The following is a 19,053-nucleotide window of genomic DNA, read 5'->3' as shown; positions in this document are numbered from 1 at the left end:
GCCGGCATCGGCCACGCCATCGCCAAGGGCCTTGCCGGCTCCGGCGCCCGCGTCGTGATCAACGGGCGCGGCCAGGACAAGGTCGATGCAGCCGTGCGCAAGCTGGAGACTGCGGGAGTCAAAGTGCGCGGCATCGCCGCCGACGTCTCGACTGCTGCGGGCTGCAAGGCGCTGGTGGCAGCGCTGCCCGAGGTCGACATCCTCATCAACAATGCCGGCATCTTCGAGCCGAAGGACTTTTTCGACATCCCCGACGAGGACTGGACGCGTTTCTTCGAGGTCAATGTGATGAGCGGCGTACGACTGTCCCGCGCTTACATGCAGGGCATGCTCAAGCGCAACTGGGGGCGCATCGTCTTCATTTCCTCGGAGTCCGGGCTCAATATTCCCGTCGAGATGATCCACTACGGCATGAGCAAGACGGCCCAGCTCTCGGTCGCGCGGGGCATCGCGCAGCTGACCCGCGGCACGGGCGTCACCGTCAATTCCGTGCTGCCGGGCCCGACCATGTCGGAAGGCGTCGAGACTTTCGTGAAGGATCTCGCCAAGCAGAACGGCCAGTCGGTGGACGAAGCCGCCGCCAATTTCGTCAAGCAGCATCGCCCGAGTTCGCTGATCCAGCGCTTCGCCAGCGTCGACGAAATCGCGAACATGGTGGTCTACGTCGCCTCGAAGGAGGCATCCGCAACCAATGGCGCTGCGTTGCGCGCGGAAGGCGGCATCGTCAACACGATTGCCTGAGGGCGTGCATGCCAGCCTATGTGATTTCCGAAGTCGAGATGCGCGATCCGGGTGGATTTGAAGCCTATCGCGCGCTTGCGGCGAAAACCATCGCGCAGTACGGCGGGCGCTATCTCGTTCGCGGCGGCAAGGCCGAACTGGCGGAAGGCAACCTTCCGCCCAAGGCCGTCGTCATCGTCGAATTCCCGTCGATGGCGCGGCTGAAGGAATGGTACGCCTCGCCCGAATATGCCGAGGCGCTCAAGCTGCGGCAGACGGCGCTGGAGCGCCGGCTGCTGTTCGTCGAAGGCGTGCCGGAGGCGTAGCTGCCGTAGGGTGGGCAAAGCGAAGCGTGCCCACACACTTTTGCGATCGAGAGAGGTGGTGGGCACGGCGCAAGTGCGCCTTTGCCCACCCTGCGAGACCTGTCCCTACCACCCCTCCAGCACGATCTTGCCGCGCGACTTGCCGCTCTCGAGCAGCGCATGCGCGCGCTTGAGGTTTGCCGCGTTGATCGTGCCGAAGGTCTGGTCGAGCGTGGTGCGGAGCACGCCCTTGTCGATGAGGTCGGCGACGTCATTGAGCAAATGATGTTGCGCGATCATGTCCGGTGTCTGGAACGAGGAGCGCGTGAACATCGATTCCCAGTGCACCGAGATCGCCTTGCCCTTGAACGTGCTCATGGTGAATTCCGGCGGATCGTCGATCAGGCCGAAACGGCCCTGCGGCGCCATGAATTCGGCGATGCTCTTGTAGTGCTGGTCGGTGAAGGTGAGGCTCGCCACCAGCGCCACCGGCGGCAGCTTGAGCTTCTCGATCTGCTCCTTCATCGGCTTGCCGTGGTCGATCACCGCGTGCGCGCCGAGATCGAGGCACCATTTTTGCGATTCCGGTCGCGTCGCGGTGGCGAGCACCGTGAGGCCGGTGAGACGGCGGGCGAGCTGGATCAGGATCGAGCCGACACCGCCGGCGCCGCCCGTGATCAGCAGCGTGCGCGGATCGACGCTCTTGCCGGGCACGGCGCCGAGCCGGTCGAACAACAGCTCCCACGCAGTGATCGAGGTGAGGGGGAGGGCTGCCGCTTGAGCGAACGAGAGCGACTTCGGCTTGTTGCCGACGATGCGCTCGTCGACCAGGTGGAATTCGGCGTTGGTGCCCGGGCGCAGGATCGAGCCGGCGTAAAACACCTCGTCGCCCGGCTTGAACAACGTGACCTCGGGGCCGACGGCGTCGACCACGCCGGCCGCGTCATAGCCGAGGATCTTGGTCTCGCCCTCGGGCGGGGCGGCGCGCTTGCGCACCTTGTAGTCGACCGGATTGGCCGAGACCGCCTTCACGGCGACGCGAATGTCGCGTCCCTTGGGCTCCGGCTTTGCGGTTTCGAAATCGATCAGCGAGTTTGCATCCTCGATCGGAAGCGACTTCTTGTAGCCGATGGCCTTCATGGCTTGTCTTCTCCATCAGTTGGCGCACGGCTTGTGATGTGCGCCCGCCGCTGTAACTGTCCCGCTAGCGCCCATTTGGCAAGTACTGTAAATTCGGGGATATAGTCCCTGTTTGGATACTATTGGGAAAACACGCATGAAACGGCGAGATTTTACCCGTCGGCCCGGCTGCTCGGTCGAGGCGACGCTGGACCTGATCGACGGCAAGTGGAAGGGCGTAATCCTCTACCACCTCCAGGACGGCACCCAGCGCTTCGGCGAACTGCGCCGCCGGATGCCCGGCATCACCCAGCGCATGCTGACCAAGCAGCTCCGCGCGCTGGAGGAGGACAAGCTCGTCATCCGCAAGGTCTATGCCGAGGTGCCGCCGCGGGTGGAGTATTGCCTGTCCGAGTTGGGTGAGAGCCTGCGGCCGGTGATCGACATTTTGAAGGCCTGGGGCGAGAGCCACCAGCAGCGGCTGTCCTGCGCGCCGCCGCCGGTGATCGTGAGGAAGCCGAAGCGGGCGGCGTGATGAAGCGCTAGCCGGCGCGCCGCATTCGCGATGTCATCCCCGCGAACGCGGGGACCCATAGCCACAGGCAGACGTTCTGGCGCGGGCCGGCAACCGCGAGCTTTCGCCCAACTCGACCCCGTGGCTATGGGGCCCGGGTTCGCGCTTGCGCGCGCCCCGGGACGATAACGAGCACTAGAACGCGAACTGCGTGCGCATCGCGATGGCGTCGTACTTCGAGCCGACATCGGCGGTCGACACCGGCGAAGCCTGCTTCGACACTGTGCCGTGCAGATAGTCGAGCATGAAGCGGACGTTGCCGTTGACGTACCAGTTGAGCGCCAGCGTGTAGACGGTCTGCCGGCCGCCGGCGATGCCGTTGGCGGTCGCGAGCTGGTTGTTGAGGTCGATCGTCGAGAAACGTCCCGCGATTTCCCACGCGCCCCAGCCGCCGCCGTCGAGCGAGAACGGATGCGCCGGCTTGACGCCGTTATAGGCCGCGTTCGCTGCGTTGTAGGTCCGGCCTTCGCCCGTCAGCACGTAACCGGCCTGCGCATAGCCGCCCTGGAATTTCAGGCTCGGCGCCCCGACCAGCGGCACGCTGGTGTTGGCGGTGCGCTCGATATTGTACCAGAAATACTCGCCCTGGACGATGAACGGGCCGTAGGTCGCCGCCGCTTCCACGCTGTAGACCTGCGCGCCCGAAACGTTGGGGATCGCGCCGGTCGAGATCAGCGCGGTCGGGTCGAGGCGCAATTCCGGACGATCGCTGAGCGTCAGTGTCTGCGTGTTGGCGATGAGATTGCGCGGCGGCTGGATCAGCCACTCCGCGTCGGCGCCGATATGCACCGAATAGTCCTTGCCGCTGATCGGATTGCCGGCAATACGCGCCACGGCGCCATATTGCTCGCTGGTGCCGGCCGGTGCCGCGCTCGATGCGGAGTGGATGGCGCCGGTCGCCGGCCCCGTGACATAGCCGCCGATCCAGAGCTGGTCGTTGTACCAGCGCGTGCCGACCGCGGAGCGGAAGTCGCCGGCAGCGATGTTGGTGGCGACGATACCGGCCGAAGCGCGCTCCATGAACATGGTATCGTTGGAGCTCGTGGCCTCGTCCATGGTGTAGGGCAGGTCCATGATGCCGGCCTCGATCGCCATCCTGCCGCCGAACGGTTTCAGGCCGGTGTAGCTGAGATAGGCGTTCTCGAGGCCGGAGAGGGCACCGCCGGGCAGCGATCCCGGTGCTGCGCCGCCAAACCCGTCGGACGAGCCGCCGAAGTCGTAGACCAGCGCGAAATTCCAGTCGTTGAAGAATTTGCCGGCAACACCGATGCGTGCACGGCGGACATTCTCGCCGCTGTCGAGTTTCTGCGGCACCGTGGCGGCGGTGTTGGGACGGTAGTCGTAGCCGCCGACGTCCCAATGCACCCGGCCGGTGATGGCGACGCAGTTTGCCCCATCGGCGGTGCAGATGGTCGGCCGGTTGTTCGGCATCGTGACGATGACGCCGGCGGCGGGTGGGGCGCCCTTGACCGGAAAGGCCGCATTGGCATTGGCGACGGCGGCCTTCGCCTCCGAGCGCGCTTCGGCCTTGGCTTCGGCCTTCGCCTCGACCTTGGCCTTTGCCGTGGCTGCGGTGTTCGCGGCGGTCTGGCTCTGGAGCTTGTCGAGCTTCTGCTCCAGCAATTTCAACTGCTGCTTCAGCAGCGCGATCTCCTGCTCGCTGTTGCTTGCCGATTCGGCCCGGGCCTGCGAGGCCACCAGCGCGCCAGCGATACCAATCGCCGTGGCTGCAAGTCTTGTTCTGCTCACGTCACGCCTCCATCGTTTGACGAACTTCCCCAAGTCGTAACGGGAGAGCCTAGGTATGATCGATGACTGCCCCGCGACGCTGCGCCCGGTTGCGCGGTTCCCACTGATGCCAATTCGCCGCAACCGAATCCGCTCGTCACCACCATGCAAGATGACGCGCATCATGCCAATCCGCCGTCCGGGCAAATTGCCGATTCGCACGCGGGGCTTGCCTGCCGGACACACCGGACAGGGGGCCGAATATTGCCGCCTGGCGCCCTTCTATTGGGGGGCGAACGCGCCTATATTCCGGCGTCTTTTCCGAGAGGTAGGAATGTTTCGATCGACCTGGACCGCCGCCGTCACGGCACTGTGCATAGGCTTTTCGGCCCACTTCAACCCGGCTGCGGCGCAAGACCGTCGCGTCCCGTCGTCGGCGGCCGAGTTGCGGCTGTCCTATGCGCCGATCGTGCAGCGGGTGCAGCCGGCGGTCGTCAACGTCTATGCCGCCAAGGTGGTGCAGAACCGTAATCCGCTGCTGGACGACCCGATCTTCCGCCGCTTCTTCGGCGTGCCGGGCCAGCAGCCCGAGCAGATGCAGCGCTCGCTCGGCTCCGGCGTCATCGTCGATGCCTCCGGCCTCGTCGTCACCAATGTCCACGTCATCGAGGGCGCGGACCAGGTGAAAGTGTCGCTGTCGGACAAGCGCGAGTTCGAGGCCGAGATCCTGCTGAAGGATCCGCGCACGGACCTCGCGGTGCTGCGCCTGAAGGACGCCAAGGAGAAATTCCCGACGCTGGATTTCACCAATTCCGATGAGCTGCTGGTCGGCGATGTCGTGCTCGCGATCGGCAATCCCTTTGGTGTCGGCCAGACCGTGACCCACGGCATCATCTCGGCACTGGCGCGCACGCAGGTCGGCATCACCGATTACCAGTTCTTCATCCAGACCGATGCCGCGATCAATCCCGGCAATTCCGGCGGTGCGCTGGTGGACATGAGCGGCAAGCTCGCCGGCATCAACACCGCGATCTATTCGCGCTCCGGCGGCTCGCAGGGCATCGGCTTTGCGATTCCCGCCAACATGGTGCGCGTCGTCGTCGCCTCCGCCAAGAGCGGCGGCAAGGCGGTGAAGCGGCCCTGGCTCGGTGCCAAATTGCAGGCGGTGACGCCCGAGATCGCCGAAAGCCTCGGCCTGCGTTCGCCGACCGGCGCGCTGGTCGCGAGCGTGGTGTCGAACGGCCCCGCGGCGAAGGCCGGCCTGAAATCCTCCGATCTCATCACCGGGATCGACGGCCAGAGCGTGGATGATCCCAATGCCTTCGACTACCGCTTCGCGACCCGTCCGCTCGGCGCCACCGCGCAGATCGACGTGCAGCGCGGCGGCAAGCCGGTCAAGGTGACGATTGCGCTGGAGACCGCGCCTGACACCGGACGCAACGAGCTCGTCATTACCGCGCGCTCGCCGTTCCAGGGCGCGAAGGTTTCGACCATCACGCCGGCGGTCGCCGACGAGCTGCATCTGGACGCCGACACCGAAGGTGTTGTGATCGCTGATCTCGGCGGCGACAGCGCGGCTGCCAATGTCGGATTCCAGAAGGGCGACATCATTCTCGCCGTCAACAGCCAGAAGATCAGCAGGACCGCCGACCTCGAAAAGGCCGCGGGCGAGCGGCCGCGGATCTGGCGCATCACGCTGGTGCGCGGCGGCCAGCAGATCAACGTCACGCTGGGCGGATGAGTCCGAAGCGACCACAGGAGACGCCAACTCTCTTTGCCGCGGCGGGGCTCGACCACGAGGCTCCGCATCCGCTGCCGGACCGGCTGCGTCCGCGCGCGTTGTCGGAGGTCGTAGGGCAGGATCACATTCTCGGCCCTGACGGCGCGCTGACGCGCATGCTGGAAACGCGCACGCTGGGCTCGCTCGTGTTCTGGGGCCCGCCCGGTACCGGCAAAACCACGGTGGCGCGGCTGCTGGCGGATGCAACCGATCTGCATTTCGAGCAGATCTCCGCGGTGTTCTCCGGTGTCGCTGATCTGAAGAAGGCGTTCGACGCCGCGCGCGCCCGCCGCGAGATGGGCAAGGGCACGCTGCTGTTCGTCGACGAGGTACACAGGTTCAACCGTGCCCAGCAGGATTCCTTTCTGCCCGTGATGGAAGACGGCACGGTGGTGATGGTCGGCGCCACCACCGAAAACCCGTCCTTCGAGCTCAACGCGGCGCTTCTGTCGCGCGCACGCGTCCTGGTGTTTCGCTCGCTCGACGCCGCCGCGATCGAAAAGCTGTTCGCACATGCCGAGGAGATCGAGGGCAAGAAGCTGCCGCTCGATGACGAGGCGCGCGCTGTGCTGGTGCGCATGGCGGATGGTGACGGCCGCGCGTCCCTGACGCTCGCCGAGGAAGTCTGGCGTTCGGCGCGGGCGGACGAGATTTTCAACGCCGTGCAGTTGCAGGACATCCTGCAACGCCGTGCGCCGATCTACGACAAATCGGCCGACGGCCATTACAACCTGATCTCTGCGCTGCATAAATCGGTGCGCGGCTCCGATCCCGATGCCGCGCTGTACTATCTCTGCCGCATGCTCGACGCCGGCGAGGACCCGCTGTTCCTGGCCCGCCGCGTCGTGCGCATGGCGGTCGAGGACATCGGCCTTGCCGATCCGCAGGCGCTCGCGATTGCCAATGCCGCCAAGGACGCCTTCGACTTCCTCGGCCATCCCGAGGGCGAGCTCGCCATTGCGCAGGCCGTGGTCTATCTCGCCACAGCGCCGAAATCGAACGCGGTCTACACCGCCTTCAAGGCCGCCATGCAGACGGCAAAGCAGGCTGGCTCGCTGCTGCCGCCAAAGCACATCCTGAATTCCCCGACCAAGCTGATGAAGTCGGAAGGCTACGGCGCGTCCTACGAATACGACCACGACGCCCCCGACGCTTTTTCGGGGCAGGACTACTTCCCGGAGGCCCTGGGCCGCCAGACCTTCTACGACCCGCCCGAACGCGGATTCGAGCGGGAGATCCGGAAGCGGCTGGATTACTGGGCCAAGCTGCGCAAGGAGCGGGGCAGCTCGCGCTAGAATAGGCCATTTCGCCGTGACGGCAGCCGGCTTTTAGGGTACGCAGGCAACCATGAGCCGCCGTATCAAGAGAATGAACCCGAAGCCCCGTTCGCGTGACGAGCGTGATGAGTCACGTCCGTTCAAGGCACGGACTGCGAAGAAGGCCGGGCCGCGTCCGGGTGGCAAGCCGGGGGCGAAACCGCCACGCTTTGCAGCGGAGCGCGCCGAGCGGCGTCCGCCAAAAGCGGAGCCGGAACGGGCTGCGCCGGAGAAGCCCGCGGAAGTGCTGCTGCCGACCAAGGTGCAGACCGTCAAGGTGACGGCCGACGAGAACAACATGCGCGTCGATCGCTTCCTCGAAGCGCGCTTTCCCGGCCTGTCGTTCTCCCACATCCAGCGCGTCGTCCGCAAAGGCGAGCTGCGCGTCGACGGCAAGCGCGTCGACAGCAAGGACCGCCTGGAGGAGGGCCAGAGCGTCCGCATTCCACCGCTGAAGCTCGACACGCCGAAGGCCGTCAGCGAGCTCTCGGAAGCCGCGCAAAAGACGCTTGCCGCGCTGAAGGAGATGACGATCTACGAGGACGACGACGTCCTCGTGCTGAACAAGCCGTTCGGGCTTGCTGTGCAGGGCGGCTCCGGCACGACGCGCCACATCGATCAGATGCTGGAGGTGATGCGCGACTCCAAGGGGCAGAAGCCGCGGCTTGTGCACCGGATCGACAAGGATACGTCCGGCTGCCTGCTCATCGCGAAGACACGCTTTGCGGCCTCACACCTGACCGGCGCGTTCCGCTCGCGGTCGGCGCGGAAAACCTATTGGGCGCTGGTGCCGGGTCTGCCGAAGCCGAAGCAGGGCCGCATCTCGACCTTCCTCGCCAAGGAAGAAAGCGAGGACGACACCATCATGCGGATCGCCCAGCATGGCGACGAGGGCGCCAGCCACGCGGTGACCTATTACGCTGTGGTCGAGACCGCCGGCAACAAGCTGACCTGGGTGTCGCTGAAGCCGGTGACGGGCCGCACCCACCAGCTCCGTGCGCATATGGAGCATATCGGTCATCCCATCGTCGGCGATCCCAAATATTTCAACATCGAGAACTGGCAGTTGCCCGGCGGTCTGCAGAACCGGCTGCATCTGCTCGCGCGCCGCATCGTCATTCCGCATCCGCGCGGCGGCTTCATCGACGCCACCGCACCGTTGCCGCAACACATGCAGCAGTCGTGGAATCTGCTCGGCCTCGATGCAAGCCGGTTCGATCCGATCGAGAACGCGCCGGAGGAGTAGTTGCGTTCGAACCAGTAAGGCGCGCGGCTAGCCACATTCTCCGCTGTCATCGCCCGACGTGATCGGGCGATCCAGTATTCCAGAGACGGTAATGGATACGGCGAGGCCGCGGCGTACTGGATGCCCCGGTCAAGCCGGGGCATGACAGCGCGAATGCGGTTGCGACCGACAACCACACACCCTCAATTCCGAAACTGCTCGAGAAACATCCGCAAGGTGTCATGCGGGCTCTCGATGTCGGTGATCAGCCAGCCCTCCGGCCCATTGATCAGGATGAAGTTCAGCGCGACCTTCCGCCCGCGATTGTCGAAATTCGCCGCGACATAGGTCTTGTCGTATTGCCTGCGGACAACGGCGATCGCGACCGGGCCGAGCTTCCAGCTCTGGCTCTGCACCAGGAAATCATAGGGCTCGATCCGCGGCGCGCTCCAGGCCTTGCGCAAGGACGGGTCGAAGAACTGCCGGGCGGTCGCCGCATCCCGCGGCAACCCCTTTGACAGCTCCGGGGCACCCTGGCCGTAAAAGGCGTAGACGTTGCGGACCAGCGATTCCGGCGTGCGAAAACCGGCCTCCGCCGCGGCCAGCCAAAGCCCGGCGAACAGGGCCACAATGCCCGCAAGTTCCCTCATGCTGCTCGCTTTATCGGCCGCCGATCTTATCTTAAAAGCCTAGCATCCAGTGACCGGGGCCGAAATTCAATGCGCGAATTGTTCGAAGAAGCTGCGGGCCAGGCCCCGCACGATCCGCAGGCCTCGATCCGCCAGGCCGCGCGTACGCCCCAGCGCAAGCGCTTCTACAAGGAGGCCGGCGTGACCGAGGCCGAAGGCGGCTTCGCCATCACGCTCGACGGCAAGCCGATCCGCACGCCCTCCGGCCGCCAGGTGATCATCCCCTCGCGCGCGCTCGCCGCTGCGGTGGCTGCCGAATGGGCGGCCCAGGGCGAGACGATCGATCCCATGACCATGGCGCTGACGCGGATCGCCAACAGCGTGGTCGAGGGTGTCGTCGGGCGTGTTGAGCTCGTAGCCGAGGACCTCGCGAAATATTTCGAGTCCGATCTGCTGTTCTATCGCGCCGGCCATCCCGAGGGGCTGGTCGCGCGCGAGGGCGCGCATTGGGACCCCGTGCTGTTCTGGGCCGCGGAGACGCTGGGCGCGCATTTCATCCTGTCAGAGGGCGTCATGCATGTGAAGCAGCCGGACGAGGCGCTCAAGGCCGCCCGCAGTGCGCTGCCTGAGGACGCCTGGTCGGTCGCTGCGCTCCATGTGGTGACGACCCTGACCGGCTCGGCGCTGCTGGCGCTGGCCCTGGCCCATGGCGTGCGCGATGCCGGCCAGGTCTGGACCGCCGCCCATGTCGACGAGGACTGGAACATCGAGAAGTGGGGTGTGGACGAGGAGGCGGCCGCCCGCCGTGCCGCCCGGCTGAAGGATTTTCAGGCCGCCGTGACGGTTCTGGCGGCCGTGAAGGCGCAGGCGGACGAAGGTCCTTAACGAGAGGTTTACGAGGGCGGCCTTAGGGTGGGGGCCAGCGTTCCCTGGGCCCCGAGATGCCGACGCCGATAAGCTCGATCCTTCCCGTCAGTGCCGCCAGCCCTGTTGCTGATGCGGCGACGCCCGATCTTGTGCTCCAGGCCGGCAGCGTGGTGGACGCCAGAGTCGTCAGCGTCATGGCCGACAATCTGGTGCGGATCGCGATCGCCAATCTGTCGATGGACGTGATGTCCGAGGTGTCGCTGACACCGGGGCAAAATCTCCAGCTCGCGGTGTCGCAGAACGACGGTACCATCCGGCTCGCCGTCATGAGCGGGGCAGGCGAGGCGACGACCGATCAGATCACGCTGACGCCGCGCGCGGCATCTCTCGTGGACAGCCCATCGCTTGCGCCGTCCGCGACCGCGGCACGCAATACCCTGACTCCGTCGGAACAGATCGCCGTCACAATCGCCTCGGCCGAGGCGGCGACCAAGCAGGGCAGCCAGGCGCCGCTGTTTGCCAATCTGGCCTCCGTCGTCACCGGCAGCGATCTGCCGGCCGGGCTGAAGCAGGCGGTGCTGGACGTGCTGGCGCAGCAGACGCCGCTCAACACCGCCCTCGACGGCGGCGATATCGAATCCGCCTTCCAGAAGTCAGGCCTGTTCCTCGAGGCTTCGCTCGCTGCGGGCGCGCCTTCGTCTTCAGGCACGATGCCGGACCTGAAGGCCGCGCTGCTGGTGCTGCGCCAGACGCTGGCCGCGCTGGAGACCGCGCCACAGGCGCAAGCTGCCGCGCTTCCGACCGGTACCGCGGCGACGCCGCAGGTCACCGCTGCGCCGGCCGGATTGCCTTCAACGGAAGCTGAGATCGCCCAACAGATGCCGCGCAGCGCCGATCTCGCGGCTGCGGTGCTCGCCGACATCGCTGGCGGCGCTCAGCAGGCCGCGATGCCGCGGACCATGTCCGCCGGTCTTGCCGCGAGCCTCCTGCAGGAGGCCATGCAAAACCTGCCGCGAATGACAGGCAACGTGCCGGGCTCGAACAAGGCCGTGCCGGATGCGCACCTGCTTGAGGCGGCCACGCGCACGACGACACCGCCGCCATTCCGCGGTGCCCTGCCGGCTACACAGGCTATCGCATCGCCATCGCTCGCGCCTGACACGCCGCTCTCCGCAACCGTGCACCGCCTGCTCGACGACACCGATGCCGCGATCGCGCGGCAGACGCTGCTCCAGGTCGCCTCGCTCCCGGATCGGACCGATGCCAGCGGCCACCGCATCGATCCGGCTGTGCCACAATGGAATTTCGAGATTCCCTTCGCGACCCCGCAGGGCACCGCGATGGCGCAGTTCGAGATCTCGCGCGATGGGGGCAACGAGTCCGCCGACCCCGCCAGTCGCGCCTGGCGAGCGCGCTTCACGCTCAATGTCGAGCCGGCCGGCCCCGTGCATGCGCTGATCACGCTGAATGGCGACAAGACCTTCGTGCGGATGTGGGCGGAGCGGCCGGCGACCGCACAGCAGCTTCGCGCCGGCATCGGCGAGCTCAATCAGGCGCTGACGCGCGCTGATCTCAATCCCGGTGACATCCTGGTCCGCGACGGCACACCGCCGCAGCCGGCACCGCCCCGCGCCGGCCACTTCCTGGATCGCGCCACATGAGCGATCCATCCAAGCTCGCAATTGCGCTGCATTACGAGAAGGGCTCCAATGCGCCCGTCGTCGTCGCCAAGGGCCGCGGCACGATCGGCGAAAAGATCGTCGAGATCGCCAAGGCCAACGACATCCCGATCGAGGAAAACGAGATTTTGGCCGGCGCGCTCTCCAAGGTCGAACTCGGCGAGGAGATTCCCCCGGATCTCTACAAGGCCGTCGCCGAAGTGCTGGTGTTCGTGCTGCGGCTGTCGGGCCGGCGCTGAGCGCGCTGTCATCGTTTCACCACGATAGCGGCTGCATGGTCTCGACCACATCCAAAGCTCAACGGACGCCGCCCTTGCTCACCCGCCGTTCCACCCTCGGCCTTCTCGCCGCCTCTGCCATCCTGCCGCAGCGCGCACTCGCCCATGTCGCGCCGCCGCGCAACGAGATCCGCGAGAGTCTCGCAAAGCGCTTCACCGATCTCGGCACATCAGGCACCTTCGTGGGCTACAAGGTCGAGGATTATCTGATCGTCGCCAGCGACAAGGAGCGCTCGGGCGAAGCGAAGCTGCCGGCCTCGACCTTCAAGATTCCGAACTCGCTGATTGCGCTGGAGACCGGAATCGTCACCGACCCCGACAAGGATGTGTTCCCGTGGGACGGCGTGAAGCGGCCGATCGACGCCTGGAACAAGGACCACACGCTTCGTAGCGCGATCGCGGTGAGTGCGGTGCCGGTCTATCAGGAGATCGCGCGCCGGATCGGGCAGGAGCGCATGCAGAAATACGTTGATCTGTTCGACTACGGCAATCGCGACATCGGCGGCGGTATCGACCAGTTCTGGCTCACCGGGAATTTGCGCATCGATCCGATCGAGCAGATCGATTTCGTCGACCGGCTGCGCCGCCGGGCGCTGCCGATCAGCAAGCGCAGCCAGGATCTCGTCGCCGACATCCTTCCGGTGACCAAGGTCGGCGACAGCGTCATCCGCGCCAAGTCCGGGCTGCTGGGGGCCGAGCGTGGCGAGCCGTCGCTGGGCTGGATGGTGGGCTGGGCCGAGAAGGGCGGGGCGCACACCGTGTTCGCGCTCAACATGGACTGCCCCGAGCCGCGTCTCGTCGGCGAGCGCATGCCTCTGACGCAAGCCTGCCTTGCCGAGATCGGTGCGGTCTAGCTGGCGCGCGCGAACCCGCTCGATTAGCATCCTTCCGACCAAGCAAGAAAAAAGGTCGGGAGGAAACAATGAACTCAATGCCGCTTTGGCTGTCGTCGCTCACGCTTGCCGCAACCGGTGGCTGGCTGGCCGCCACGATGTTTGCTGGCCCTGCCACCAGCAAGGAGCCGCGCTTTCCGCAGCTCACCATGGATCAGCTCGACGCCAAGCAGAAGCCGCTCGGCGAGCAGATCACGAAGGTGTCGAGCGTCGGCATCGGCGGGCCCTACAATCCCATGATCCGCAGCCCCGTGCTCGGCCAGCGCCTGTTCGACCTGTTCTATTATCTGCGCTGGGAGACGTCGGTCCCGACGAAACTCAACGAGTTCGCGATCCTGATCATCGGGCGGCAATGGCGCTCGCAGGTGGAATGGTTCGCACACGCGCCGCTTGCGGCGAAAGCGGGTCTGTCGGCCGATATCATCGCGGAGCTGAAGGCGAACAAGCGGCCGTCGAAGATGGCGGAGGACGAGGCCGTGGTCTACGATTTCGTCACCGAGATCACGACGACCAAGAAGGTTTCCGACGAGACCTATGCGCGGGCCAAGAAGGTGTTCAACGACCAGCAGATCGTCGACCTCACCGCGGTATCAGGCAATTACGTGATGGTCGCCATGCTGCTGGCGATGGCCGAGGAGACGGTGCCGCCGGACAAGCAGGAGCCGTTCAAGCCGGGTGAGCCGTGAGAGGTGCGAGGTACCCGCGATAAAACTGCGATCCCGTAGGGTGGGCAAAGGCGCACAGCGCCGTGCCCACCATCTGTTTGTTAGTCATCGACAAAGGGTGGGCACGCTGCGCTTTGCCCACCCTACGGCATCGGTGCGAGCCGGACTGTTTCAACCCAGCTTGAACAGCGCCTGCAGGAAATCCACCACCGCCTTGCGCGACTCCGCGGCTGTCGTTGGATTCCCGCCGACATGCGGGTTCAGCTCGACACAGGCATCCTTGTAGGTGAACGGCGCATTCGTCTCGCCGTTCATCAGCACGCCGCCGTCGCCTTCCTTGATCCGGCAGTTGCGCACGGTTTGCGCATTGGCGGACACCGCCACCGTGTTGACGCCGAGCAGTCCGCTGTCGAAGCCGTGCGCGCTATCAGGGTATTCGGTCAGCACCACGTCGCGCCCGGCCGACTTGAGCCGTTCGACGAACGCCTTGCAGCTCTTCACGGGGTTGTAGTCGTCGGGCGTGCCGTGGAAGATGCGGATCGGGCGCGCGGCGACGTCGCTGTCGTTCTGATACGTCGTCGAGCAGTCCGGATAGAACGGAATGTAGGCGGCGAACTGGACGCCGGACTTGTTCCAGAGCTTGTTGAAGCGCTCCAGGCTCGCATAGAGCGTCGCCTGTCCGCCACGCGAAAAGCCCATCAGCACGATGCGGTCGGGATCGACGCGCGGATGTTTCGCGAGAATCTCCAGCGAGCGGTAGATGTCGACGATCAGGTTGAGCCGGCCGAGCAGGGCCTGGTTCGGGCCGACCACCGTCAGCCCGCGGCCGGTGAAGCCGTCGATCACGAAGGTCGAGATGCCCATGGCATTGAACGCGTGCACCCAGGCTTCCGTGGTGGCGCCGACGCCGCTGGAGCCGTGCATCAGCACCACGACGGGAAGTTTTCCGCTGCCCTGGGCCACGCGGAATTCGCCGGCGACCGTCACCGGCTTGCCGGCGGCCGCATCGCCGCTGAGAAATTGCTGGTCGGAGAGGGTGAGCGAGGGGATCGGGTAGATCTCAGCGCGGGTGGCGACTTCCCTCGGAAGGGACTGCGCGTTGGCAAGCACGGTGGGAGCACAGAGCGCAATGAGCGCCATGGCGACGCGGAATGCCGTCGGCATCGGATCCTCCCTGATGATTTTCAGGGAGTAGAACAACGGACTTGCGCGCTGTCAATTTGCCGCCGATGGCCTTCAGGCCTTGTCGGCGGTCTTCTTCACCGTCAGCGCCTGGTCAATGGCAAAGCCGCCGATCTCGCTCATCGCCTGCGAGATCACGTCGCCATTGCGGGCAAAACCTTCGGAGAGGACATCGAACTGGGTGCGCGCCAGCCGCAGCACCTCGATCGGCACGGAGACCACGGTCTCGTTGAAGCTGTCCACGGAGGCGCGCAAGCTGTCCAGCTCGGAGGTGAGCTTGCCGATATGGCTTTCGGCATCCTGCATCAGGCAGAGCAGCTTGCCGCGCTCGGCATTGAACGCAGCGCGCTCGGCGGCTGCGGCCGCAGTAACTTCGGCCAGCTGCGTCCGCAGCGCCTCGATCTGGCTGATCATCGCGTCGGAGGCGAGCTCTGCGGCCTCGCGCAACTCGGTGCTGCGCGTGCTCTCTTCCTGCGCCTGGTGATAGAGCCGCTCGGCCGACATGGCCCGCTGGGCCAGCGACTCGATCAGGCTTGCCGCGCGCAGCAGCATCTCGCCGTTCCGCCCCGATACCATGCTGGCCATGCGCCGCAGGAAATCGACGGTTTCGGACGATGAGTTCGGCGGCAGTGGGACAACCGTCGCGGACATGGGGTGATGCTGGAGCCAGGGCACATTGACAGCCGCCGTACCGACTGGGCTCACGCAACATTCGGCGCCTGATCGCAAGCCCCGAGCAAGCCTGAATCGGCAGGCCCGGTCAACTGGCTGGCGCCGCAAATACGGCTTCGTAGCCCGGATGGAGCGGAGCGAAATCCGGGGGGCTGACTCGCGCTCACCGTCCCGGATTGCGCTCCGCTCCATCCGGGCTACGCAGTCAGCCGCAGCCGGGCCGAATTCGAGGTCAGGCGTCCTTTTGCCGCCCGATCCGGCCGAGATGGGTAAAGCCGAACCCGGCCGAATATTTCAGGCCATAGCCCAGCGCCCGGTCGATGCCGATATGGGCGAGCCAGATCAAGGCGATGGACAAGGTGAGCGGCGAGGCGAGGCCGAAACCCAGCGTCAGCAGCGCAACCGGCGCCATGTAGCTGTGGGCGGCATTGTAGGCCAGGGCGCCGAATTTGGCGTCGGAGAGGTAGGCCAGGAAGCTCAGATCGGGGACGAAGAAGAGCAGGGCAAACACTGCCCAAGAGCCGTCCCAGGCCCAGTAGAGCATCACCATGCCCAGGAACAGGGTCAGGCCCTCCAGCCGCAGCAGGATGTTGACGCCGCCGGTCACAGAGCCGGTCTCTGCCGTTCCTTGGTCCATCGTCGCCTCCCGGGCAAAACTTTGTAATTCCTTGCGCTTTGGCGCTGCGGCAAGGCAGCCCTGCGGCGCCGAAAGCCGCTTCCCGGCCCGCAAAATGCCGTGTTAGAACCCCCGCCAATCGCATTTAGGCTAAGAACTGGCGGGAGCAAATGAAGAATATCCTGGACGCCCTTGAAGATCGTCGGGCCGGCGCAAAGCTCGGCGGCGGGGAGAAGCGTATCGAGGCGCAGCACGCCCGCGGCAAGCTGACCGCGCGCGAGCGCATTGAGCTCCTGCTCGACAAGGGATCGTTCGAGGAATTCGACATGTTCGTCGAGCACCGCTCGACCGAGTTCGGCATGGAGAAGAACAAGATCCCCGGCGACGGCGTCGTCACCGGCTGGGGCACCGTCAACGGCCGCAAGACGTTTGTCTTCGCCAAGGATTTTACCGTGTTCGGCGGCTCGCTGTCCGAGACACACGCGCTGAAGATCACGAAGCTGCAGGACATGGCGATGAAGGCGCGGGCGCCCATCATCGGCCTTTATGATGCGGGCGGCGCCCGCATCCAGGAGGGCGTCGCCGCGCTCGCCGGCTATTCCTACGTGTTCCGCCGCAACGTGCTCGCCTCCGGCGTGATCCCGCAGATCTCCGTCATCATGGGCCCCTGCGCCGGCGGCGACGTCTATTCGCCTGCCATGACCGACTTCATCTTCATGGTGAAGAACACCAGCTACATGTTCGTCACCGGCCCCGACGTGGTGAAGACCGTGACCAACGAGGTCGTTACCGCCGAAGAGCTCGGCGGCGCCTCGGTGCACGCCACGCGCTCCTCGATCGCGGACGGCGCCTTCGAGAACGACGTCGAGACGCTGCTCCAGATGCGGCGCCTGATCGACTTCCTGCCGTCCAACAACACCGACGGCGTCCCGGAATGGCCGAGCTTCGACGACATCGGCCGTGTCGACATGTCCCTGGACACGCTGATCCCCGACAATCCGAACAAGCCCTACGACATGAAGGAGCTGATCCTGAAGGTCGTGGACGAGGGCGACTTCTTCGAGATCGCGGATTCCTTCGCCAAGAACATCGTCACCGGCTTCGGCCGCATCGCCGGCCGCACCGTCGGCTTCGTCGCCAACCAGCCGATGGTGCTGGCCGGCGTGCTCGACAGCGACGCCTCGCGCAAGGCGGCACGCTTCGTCCGCTTCTGCGATGCCTTCAACATCCCGATCGTCACCTTCGTCGACGTGCCGGGCTTCCTGCCGGGCACCGCGCAGGAATATGGCGGCCTGATCAAGCACGGCGCAAAGCTGCTGTTCGCCTATTCGCAGTGCACCGTGCCACTGGTCACCATCATCACCCGCAAGGCCTATGGCGGCGCCTTCGACGTCATGGCCTCCAAGGAAATCGGCGCCGACATGAACTACGCCTGGCCGACCGCCCAGATCGCGGTGATGGGCGCCAAGGGCGCGGTCGAGATCATCTTCCGCAGCGACATCGGCGACCCCGACAAGATCGCCGCGCGCACCAAGGAATACGAAGACCGCTTCCTGTCCCCCTTCATCGCCGCCGAACGCGGCTACATCGACGACGTCATCATGCCGCACTCGACGCGGAAGCGGATCGCACGCGCGCTGTCGATGCTAAAGGACAAGAAGGTGGAGACGCCGGCGAAGAAGCACGACAATTTGCCGTTGTAGAGAGATGCTTTTACTGCCCCAGGCTAAGATTTGAGTTCGAAGGCGGAGAGGCTGCATGAGCGGTGCAACAGAGGAAAACTCTACCTCCCCAGAACTTGAGGCTGAAGGGATCAAAGCGCTGACGTTGGAGGCGCGGAATAAGATTCTGGGCGCATTCGAGGGGCAACGAGGGCGAAACAGAGCACTTCTCGACGAGATCGTCTTTATTCTTGAGACAAAGCTATCGAGGTCCGGCGTCAAAATTCATGATATCGAGAAGCGAATTAAGGAGCCAGATTCGGTATTGCGGAAGTGCGAGCGTAAAGGCGTTCAGGACCATAATCTCCTTATAGATGTGGTTGGTGCCAGAGTCGTATGCTTGTTTCGTTCCGATATGGCTCGGATCGAGGAGGTCCTGAAGGCAAACTTTGATGTGTTAGAAATCGATGACAAGCTCTCAAGAAATGGATCTCTTGGCTATCAGTCGACCCACTATGTCTGCCAATTACCATCCCGTTTTTCGGGCCCGAGATACGACGATACAGCAGGCGTAAAATTTGAGGTTCAAGTGCGAACGCTGTGCATGCACGCTTGGGCCGCGGTGTCACATCATCTCGACTACAAGGGCGATTGGGATGTTCCGGAGGATCTGAAGCGAGCACTTAGTGCATTGGGCGGACTGTTCTACGTTGCGGACAACGAGTTCGAACAATTCTATGCGGCGCGCTTGCGGTCTAAGGCTCAGGCTGAGAAGAATAAAGAAGAGCTCAATCTCGATACGATAGTCCCTTTTTTAGAGAAGAAGATCCCAGACCGCAAACAACCCGATTCGGGGAGAGCGTCAAAGCTGCTACGTGATCTTAAGGGTTATGGATACGAAACTATTAGCGACTTGGAAGAGGTCTTGGATCGAGGAGCCGATGCGTTTCGCGCTTACGAGCGAAAACACCCACCATCGGGAGGTCAGTTCGTTGCGGAAGGAGTTGTGCGGGTGACGGATCGTATCGTCTACAACAGGGAAAGCGCTCTTCCCGCGCATCGCGAATTCCTCCGCCTCGTCAAACCGAAGTCTTCAGAGTAGAGATAAGGTCGTGCCTAGCCGACTCGGATCATCTTCTCTTGA

Annotated in this window: 19 protein-coding genes; 13 read left to right on the top strand and 6 right to left on the bottom strand. The window is 64.8% G+C overall.

The window, feature by feature from the left end:
* A partial coding sequence (locus PMI42_RS32970; protein ID WP_008143120.1) for an SDR family NAD(P)-dependent oxidoreductase occupies positions 1 to 741 on the top strand: 741 nt, incomplete at its 5' end.
* A gap of 8 nt (positions 742 to 749) precedes the next feature.
* Positions 750 to 1,046 carry a DUF1330 domain-containing protein gene (locus tag PMI42_RS32965; RefSeq protein ID WP_008143118.1) on the top strand — a complete coding sequence of 99 codons (297 nt, stop codon included), beginning with the start codon at positions 750 to 752 and terminating at the stop codon, positions 1,044 to 1,046.
* 105 nt (positions 1,047 to 1,151) lie between these two features.
* Here the strand turns inward: PMI42_RS32965 and PMI42_RS32960 are convergent, their stop codons facing one another.
* A complete protein-coding gene (locus tag PMI42_RS32960) occupies positions 1,152 to 2,165 on the bottom strand; it encodes a zinc-binding alcohol dehydrogenase family protein (protein ID WP_008143116.1) in 1,014 nt (337 codons plus the stop codon).
* A gap of 136 nt (positions 2,166 to 2,301) precedes the next feature.
* Between PMI42_RS32960 and PMI42_RS32955 the strand changes: the two genes are divergently transcribed.
* Positions 2,302 to 2,679, top strand: coding sequence for a winged helix-turn-helix transcriptional regulator (locus PMI42_RS32955; protein WP_008143113.1), 378 nt, complete (start codon positions 2,302 to 2,304; stop codon positions 2,677 to 2,679).
* A gap of 174 nt (positions 2,680 to 2,853) precedes the next feature.
* Here the strand turns inward: PMI42_RS32955 and PMI42_RS32950 are convergent, their stop codons facing one another.
* Positions 2,854 to 4,467: an OprO/OprP family phosphate-selective porin gene (locus PMI42_RS32950; protein WP_008143111.1), complete on the bottom strand. Its 1,614-nt coding sequence runs from the start codon at positions 4,465 to 4,467 to the stop codon at positions 2,854 to 2,856.
* Positions 4,468 to 4,780: 313 nt separating this feature from the next.
* On the opposite strand from PMI42_RS32950, the gene PMI42_RS32945 reads away from it, so the two are divergent.
* The 3 genes from PMI42_RS32945 to PMI42_RS32935 are packed head-to-tail and all read left to right on the top strand — an operon-like array spanning position 4,781 to position 8,788.
* Complete coding sequence (locus PMI42_RS32945; RefSeq protein WP_008143109.1) at positions 4,781 to 6,187, top strand: DegQ family serine endoprotease; 1,407 nt, start codon at positions 4,781 to 4,783, stop codon at positions 6,185 to 6,187.
* Positions 6,184 to 7,521 (top strand): replication-associated recombination protein A, encoded by a 1,338-nt coding sequence (locus PMI42_RS32940; protein WP_008143107.1) that lies wholly within the window; start codon positions 6,184 to 6,186, stop codon positions 7,519 to 7,521. Before PMI42_RS32945 ends, PMI42_RS32940 begins: the two co-directional genes overlap by 4 nt.
* 52 nt (positions 7,522 to 7,573) lie before the next feature.
* Positions 7,574 to 8,788 carry an RluA family pseudouridine synthase gene (locus PMI42_RS32935; RefSeq protein ID WP_008143104.1) on the top strand — a complete coding sequence of 405 codons (1,215 nt, stop codon included), beginning with the start codon at positions 7,574 to 7,576 and terminating at the stop codon, positions 8,786 to 8,788.
* Positions 8,789 to 8,970: 182 nt separating this feature from the next.
* On the opposite strand, the gene PMI42_RS32930 is transcribed toward PMI42_RS32935, so the two are convergent.
* A complete protein-coding gene (locus tag PMI42_RS32930; protein WP_008143102.1) occupies positions 8,971 to 9,417 on the bottom strand; it encodes a hypothetical protein in 447 nt (148 codons plus the stop codon).
* 69 nt (positions 9,418 to 9,486) lie between these two features.
* Between PMI42_RS32930 and PMI42_RS32925 the strand changes: the two genes are divergently transcribed.
* The 5 genes from PMI42_RS32925 (at position 9,487) to PMI42_RS32905 (ending at position 13,799) form a co-directional block, all read left to right on the top strand.
* Positions 9,487 to 10,281 (top strand): ATP12 family chaperone protein, encoded by a 795-nt coding sequence (locus PMI42_RS32925; RefSeq protein WP_008143100.1) that lies wholly within the window; start codon positions 9,487 to 9,489, stop codon positions 10,279 to 10,281.
* Between the two features lie 56 nt (positions 10,282 to 10,337).
* The gene (fliK, locus tag PMI42_RS32920) at positions 10,338 to 11,924 is read left to right on the top strand and encodes a flagellar hook-length control protein FliK (protein ID WP_008143097.1); all 1,587 of its coding nucleotides are present in this window, start codon (positions 10,338 to 10,340) and stop codon (positions 11,922 to 11,924) included.
* Positions 11,921 to 12,181, top strand: coding sequence for an EscU/YscU/HrcU family type III secretion system export apparatus switch protein (locus tag PMI42_RS32915; protein ID WP_008143095.1), 261 nt, complete (start codon positions 11,921 to 11,923; stop codon positions 12,179 to 12,181). Before fliK ends, PMI42_RS32915 begins: the two co-directional genes overlap by 4 nt.
* Before the next feature lie 35 nt (positions 12,182 to 12,216).
* Positions 12,217 to 13,074, top strand: coding sequence for a class D beta-lactamase (blaOXA, locus tag PMI42_RS32910; RefSeq protein ID WP_050994432.1), 858 nt, complete (start codon positions 12,217 to 12,219; stop codon positions 13,072 to 13,074).
* A gap of 68 nt (positions 13,075 to 13,142) precedes the next feature.
* Positions 13,143 to 13,799, top strand: coding sequence for a carboxymuconolactone decarboxylase family protein (locus tag PMI42_RS32905; protein WP_008143091.1), 657 nt, complete (start codon positions 13,143 to 13,145; stop codon positions 13,797 to 13,799).
* 150 nt (positions 13,800 to 13,949) lie between these two features.
* Here the strand turns inward: PMI42_RS32905 and PMI42_RS32900 are convergent, their stop codons facing one another.
* From PMI42_RS32900 to PMI42_RS32890, 3 genes are all read right to left on the bottom strand, one after another.
* Positions 13,950 to 14,942, bottom strand: a complete 993-nt coding sequence (locus tag PMI42_RS32900) for a dienelactone hydrolase family protein (protein ID WP_008143090.1) — start codon at positions 14,940 to 14,942, stop codon at positions 13,950 to 13,952.
* A 72-nt stretch (positions 14,943 to 15,014) separates the two neighbouring features.
* Positions 15,015 to 15,611, bottom strand: coding sequence for a hypothetical protein (locus PMI42_RS32895; protein ID WP_008143088.1), 597 nt, complete (start codon positions 15,609 to 15,611; stop codon positions 15,015 to 15,017).
* Positions 15,612 to 15,864: 253 nt separating this feature from the next.
* Complete coding sequence (locus tag PMI42_RS32890) at positions 15,865 to 16,269, bottom strand: DUF4260 domain-containing protein (RefSeq protein ID WP_008143084.1); 405 nt, start codon at positions 16,267 to 16,269, stop codon at positions 15,865 to 15,867.
* 149 nt (positions 16,270 to 16,418) lie between these two features.
* Between PMI42_RS32890 and PMI42_RS32885 the strand changes: the two genes are divergently transcribed.
* Both PMI42_RS32885 and PMI42_RS32880 read left to right on the top strand, forming a co-directional pair.
* Entirely contained in the window at positions 16,419 to 17,951 is a 1,533-nt protein-coding gene (locus tag PMI42_RS32885) for an acyl-CoA carboxylase subunit beta (RefSeq protein WP_008143082.1), read from the top strand.
* 55 nt (positions 17,952 to 18,006) lie between these two features.
* On the top strand, positions 18,007 to 19,011 hold the full coding sequence (locus PMI42_RS32880; protein ID WP_008143080.1) for a GTP pyrophosphokinase: 1,005 nt from the start codon (positions 18,007 to 18,009) through the stop codon (positions 19,009 to 19,011).
* Positions 19,012 to 19,053: the final 42 nt, after the last annotated feature.

Origin of the sequence: Bradyrhizobium sp. YR681, assembly GCF_000282615.1 — a bacterium.
Classification (GTDB): Bacteria; Pseudomonadota; Alphaproteobacteria; order Rhizobiales; family Xanthobacteraceae; genus Bradyrhizobium.
Note: the sequence above shows the minus strand (reverse complement) of the source record. Positions and strands in the feature narration are given on the sequence as shown.

Coding starts and splice junctions, on each gene's coding strand:
- PMI42_RS32900 (WP_008143090.1), bottom strand. CDS start 14,942: ATGCCGACGGCATTCCGCGTCGCCATGGCGCTCATTGCGCTCTGTGCT.
- PMI42_RS32880 (WP_008143080.1), top strand. CDS start 18,007: ATGAGCGGTGCAACAGAGGAAAACTCTACCTCCCCAGAACTTGAGGCT.
- PMI42_RS32930 (WP_008143102.1), bottom strand. CDS start 9,417: ATGAGGGAACTTGCGGGCATTGTGGCCCTGTTCGCCGGGCTTTGGCTG.
- PMI42_RS32960 (WP_008143116.1), bottom strand. CDS start 2,165: ATGAAGGCCATCGGCTACAAGAAGTCGCTTCCGATCGAGGATGCAAAC.
- PMI42_RS32955 (WP_008143113.1), top strand. CDS start 2,302: ATGAAACGGCGAGATTTTACCCGTCGGCCCGGCTGCTCGGTCGAGGCG.
- PMI42_RS32890 (WP_008143084.1), bottom strand. CDS start 16,269: ATGGACCAAGGAACGGCAGAGACCGGCTCTGTGACCGGCGGCGTCAAC.
- fliK (WP_008143097.1), top strand. CDS start 10,338: ATGCCGACGCCGATAAGCTCGATCCTTCCCGTCAGTGCCGCCAGCCCT.
- PMI42_RS32945 (WP_008143109.1), top strand. CDS start 4,781: ATGTTTCGATCGACCTGGACCGCCGCCGTCACGGCACTGTGCATAGGC.
- PMI42_RS32895 (WP_008143088.1), bottom strand. CDS start 15,611: ATGTCCGCGACGGTTGTCCCACTGCCGCCGAACTCATCGTCCGAAACC.
- blaOXA (WP_050994432.1), top strand. CDS start 12,217: ATGGTCTCGACCACATCCAAAGCTCAACGGACGCCGCCCTTGCTCACC.
- PMI42_RS32905 (WP_008143091.1), top strand. CDS start 13,143: ATGAACTCAATGCCGCTTTGGCTGTCGTCGCTCACGCTTGCCGCAACC.
- PMI42_RS32915 (WP_008143095.1), top strand. CDS start 11,921: ATGAGCGATCCATCCAAGCTCGCAATTGCGCTGCATTACGAGAAGGGC.
- PMI42_RS32935 (WP_008143104.1), top strand. CDS start 7,574: ATGAGCCGCCGTATCAAGAGAATGAACCCGAAGCCCCGTTCGCGTGAC.
- PMI42_RS32885 (WP_008143082.1), top strand. CDS start 16,419: ATGAAGAATATCCTGGACGCCCTTGAAGATCGTCGGGCCGGCGCAAAG.
- PMI42_RS32965 (WP_008143118.1), top strand. CDS start 750: ATGCCAGCCTATGTGATTTCCGAAGTCGAGATGCGCGATCCGGGTGGA.
- PMI42_RS32940 (WP_008143107.1), top strand. CDS start 6,184: ATGAGTCCGAAGCGACCACAGGAGACGCCAACTCTCTTTGCCGCGGCG.
- PMI42_RS32925 (WP_008143100.1), top strand. CDS start 9,487: ATGCGCGAATTGTTCGAAGAAGCTGCGGGCCAGGCCCCGCACGATCCG.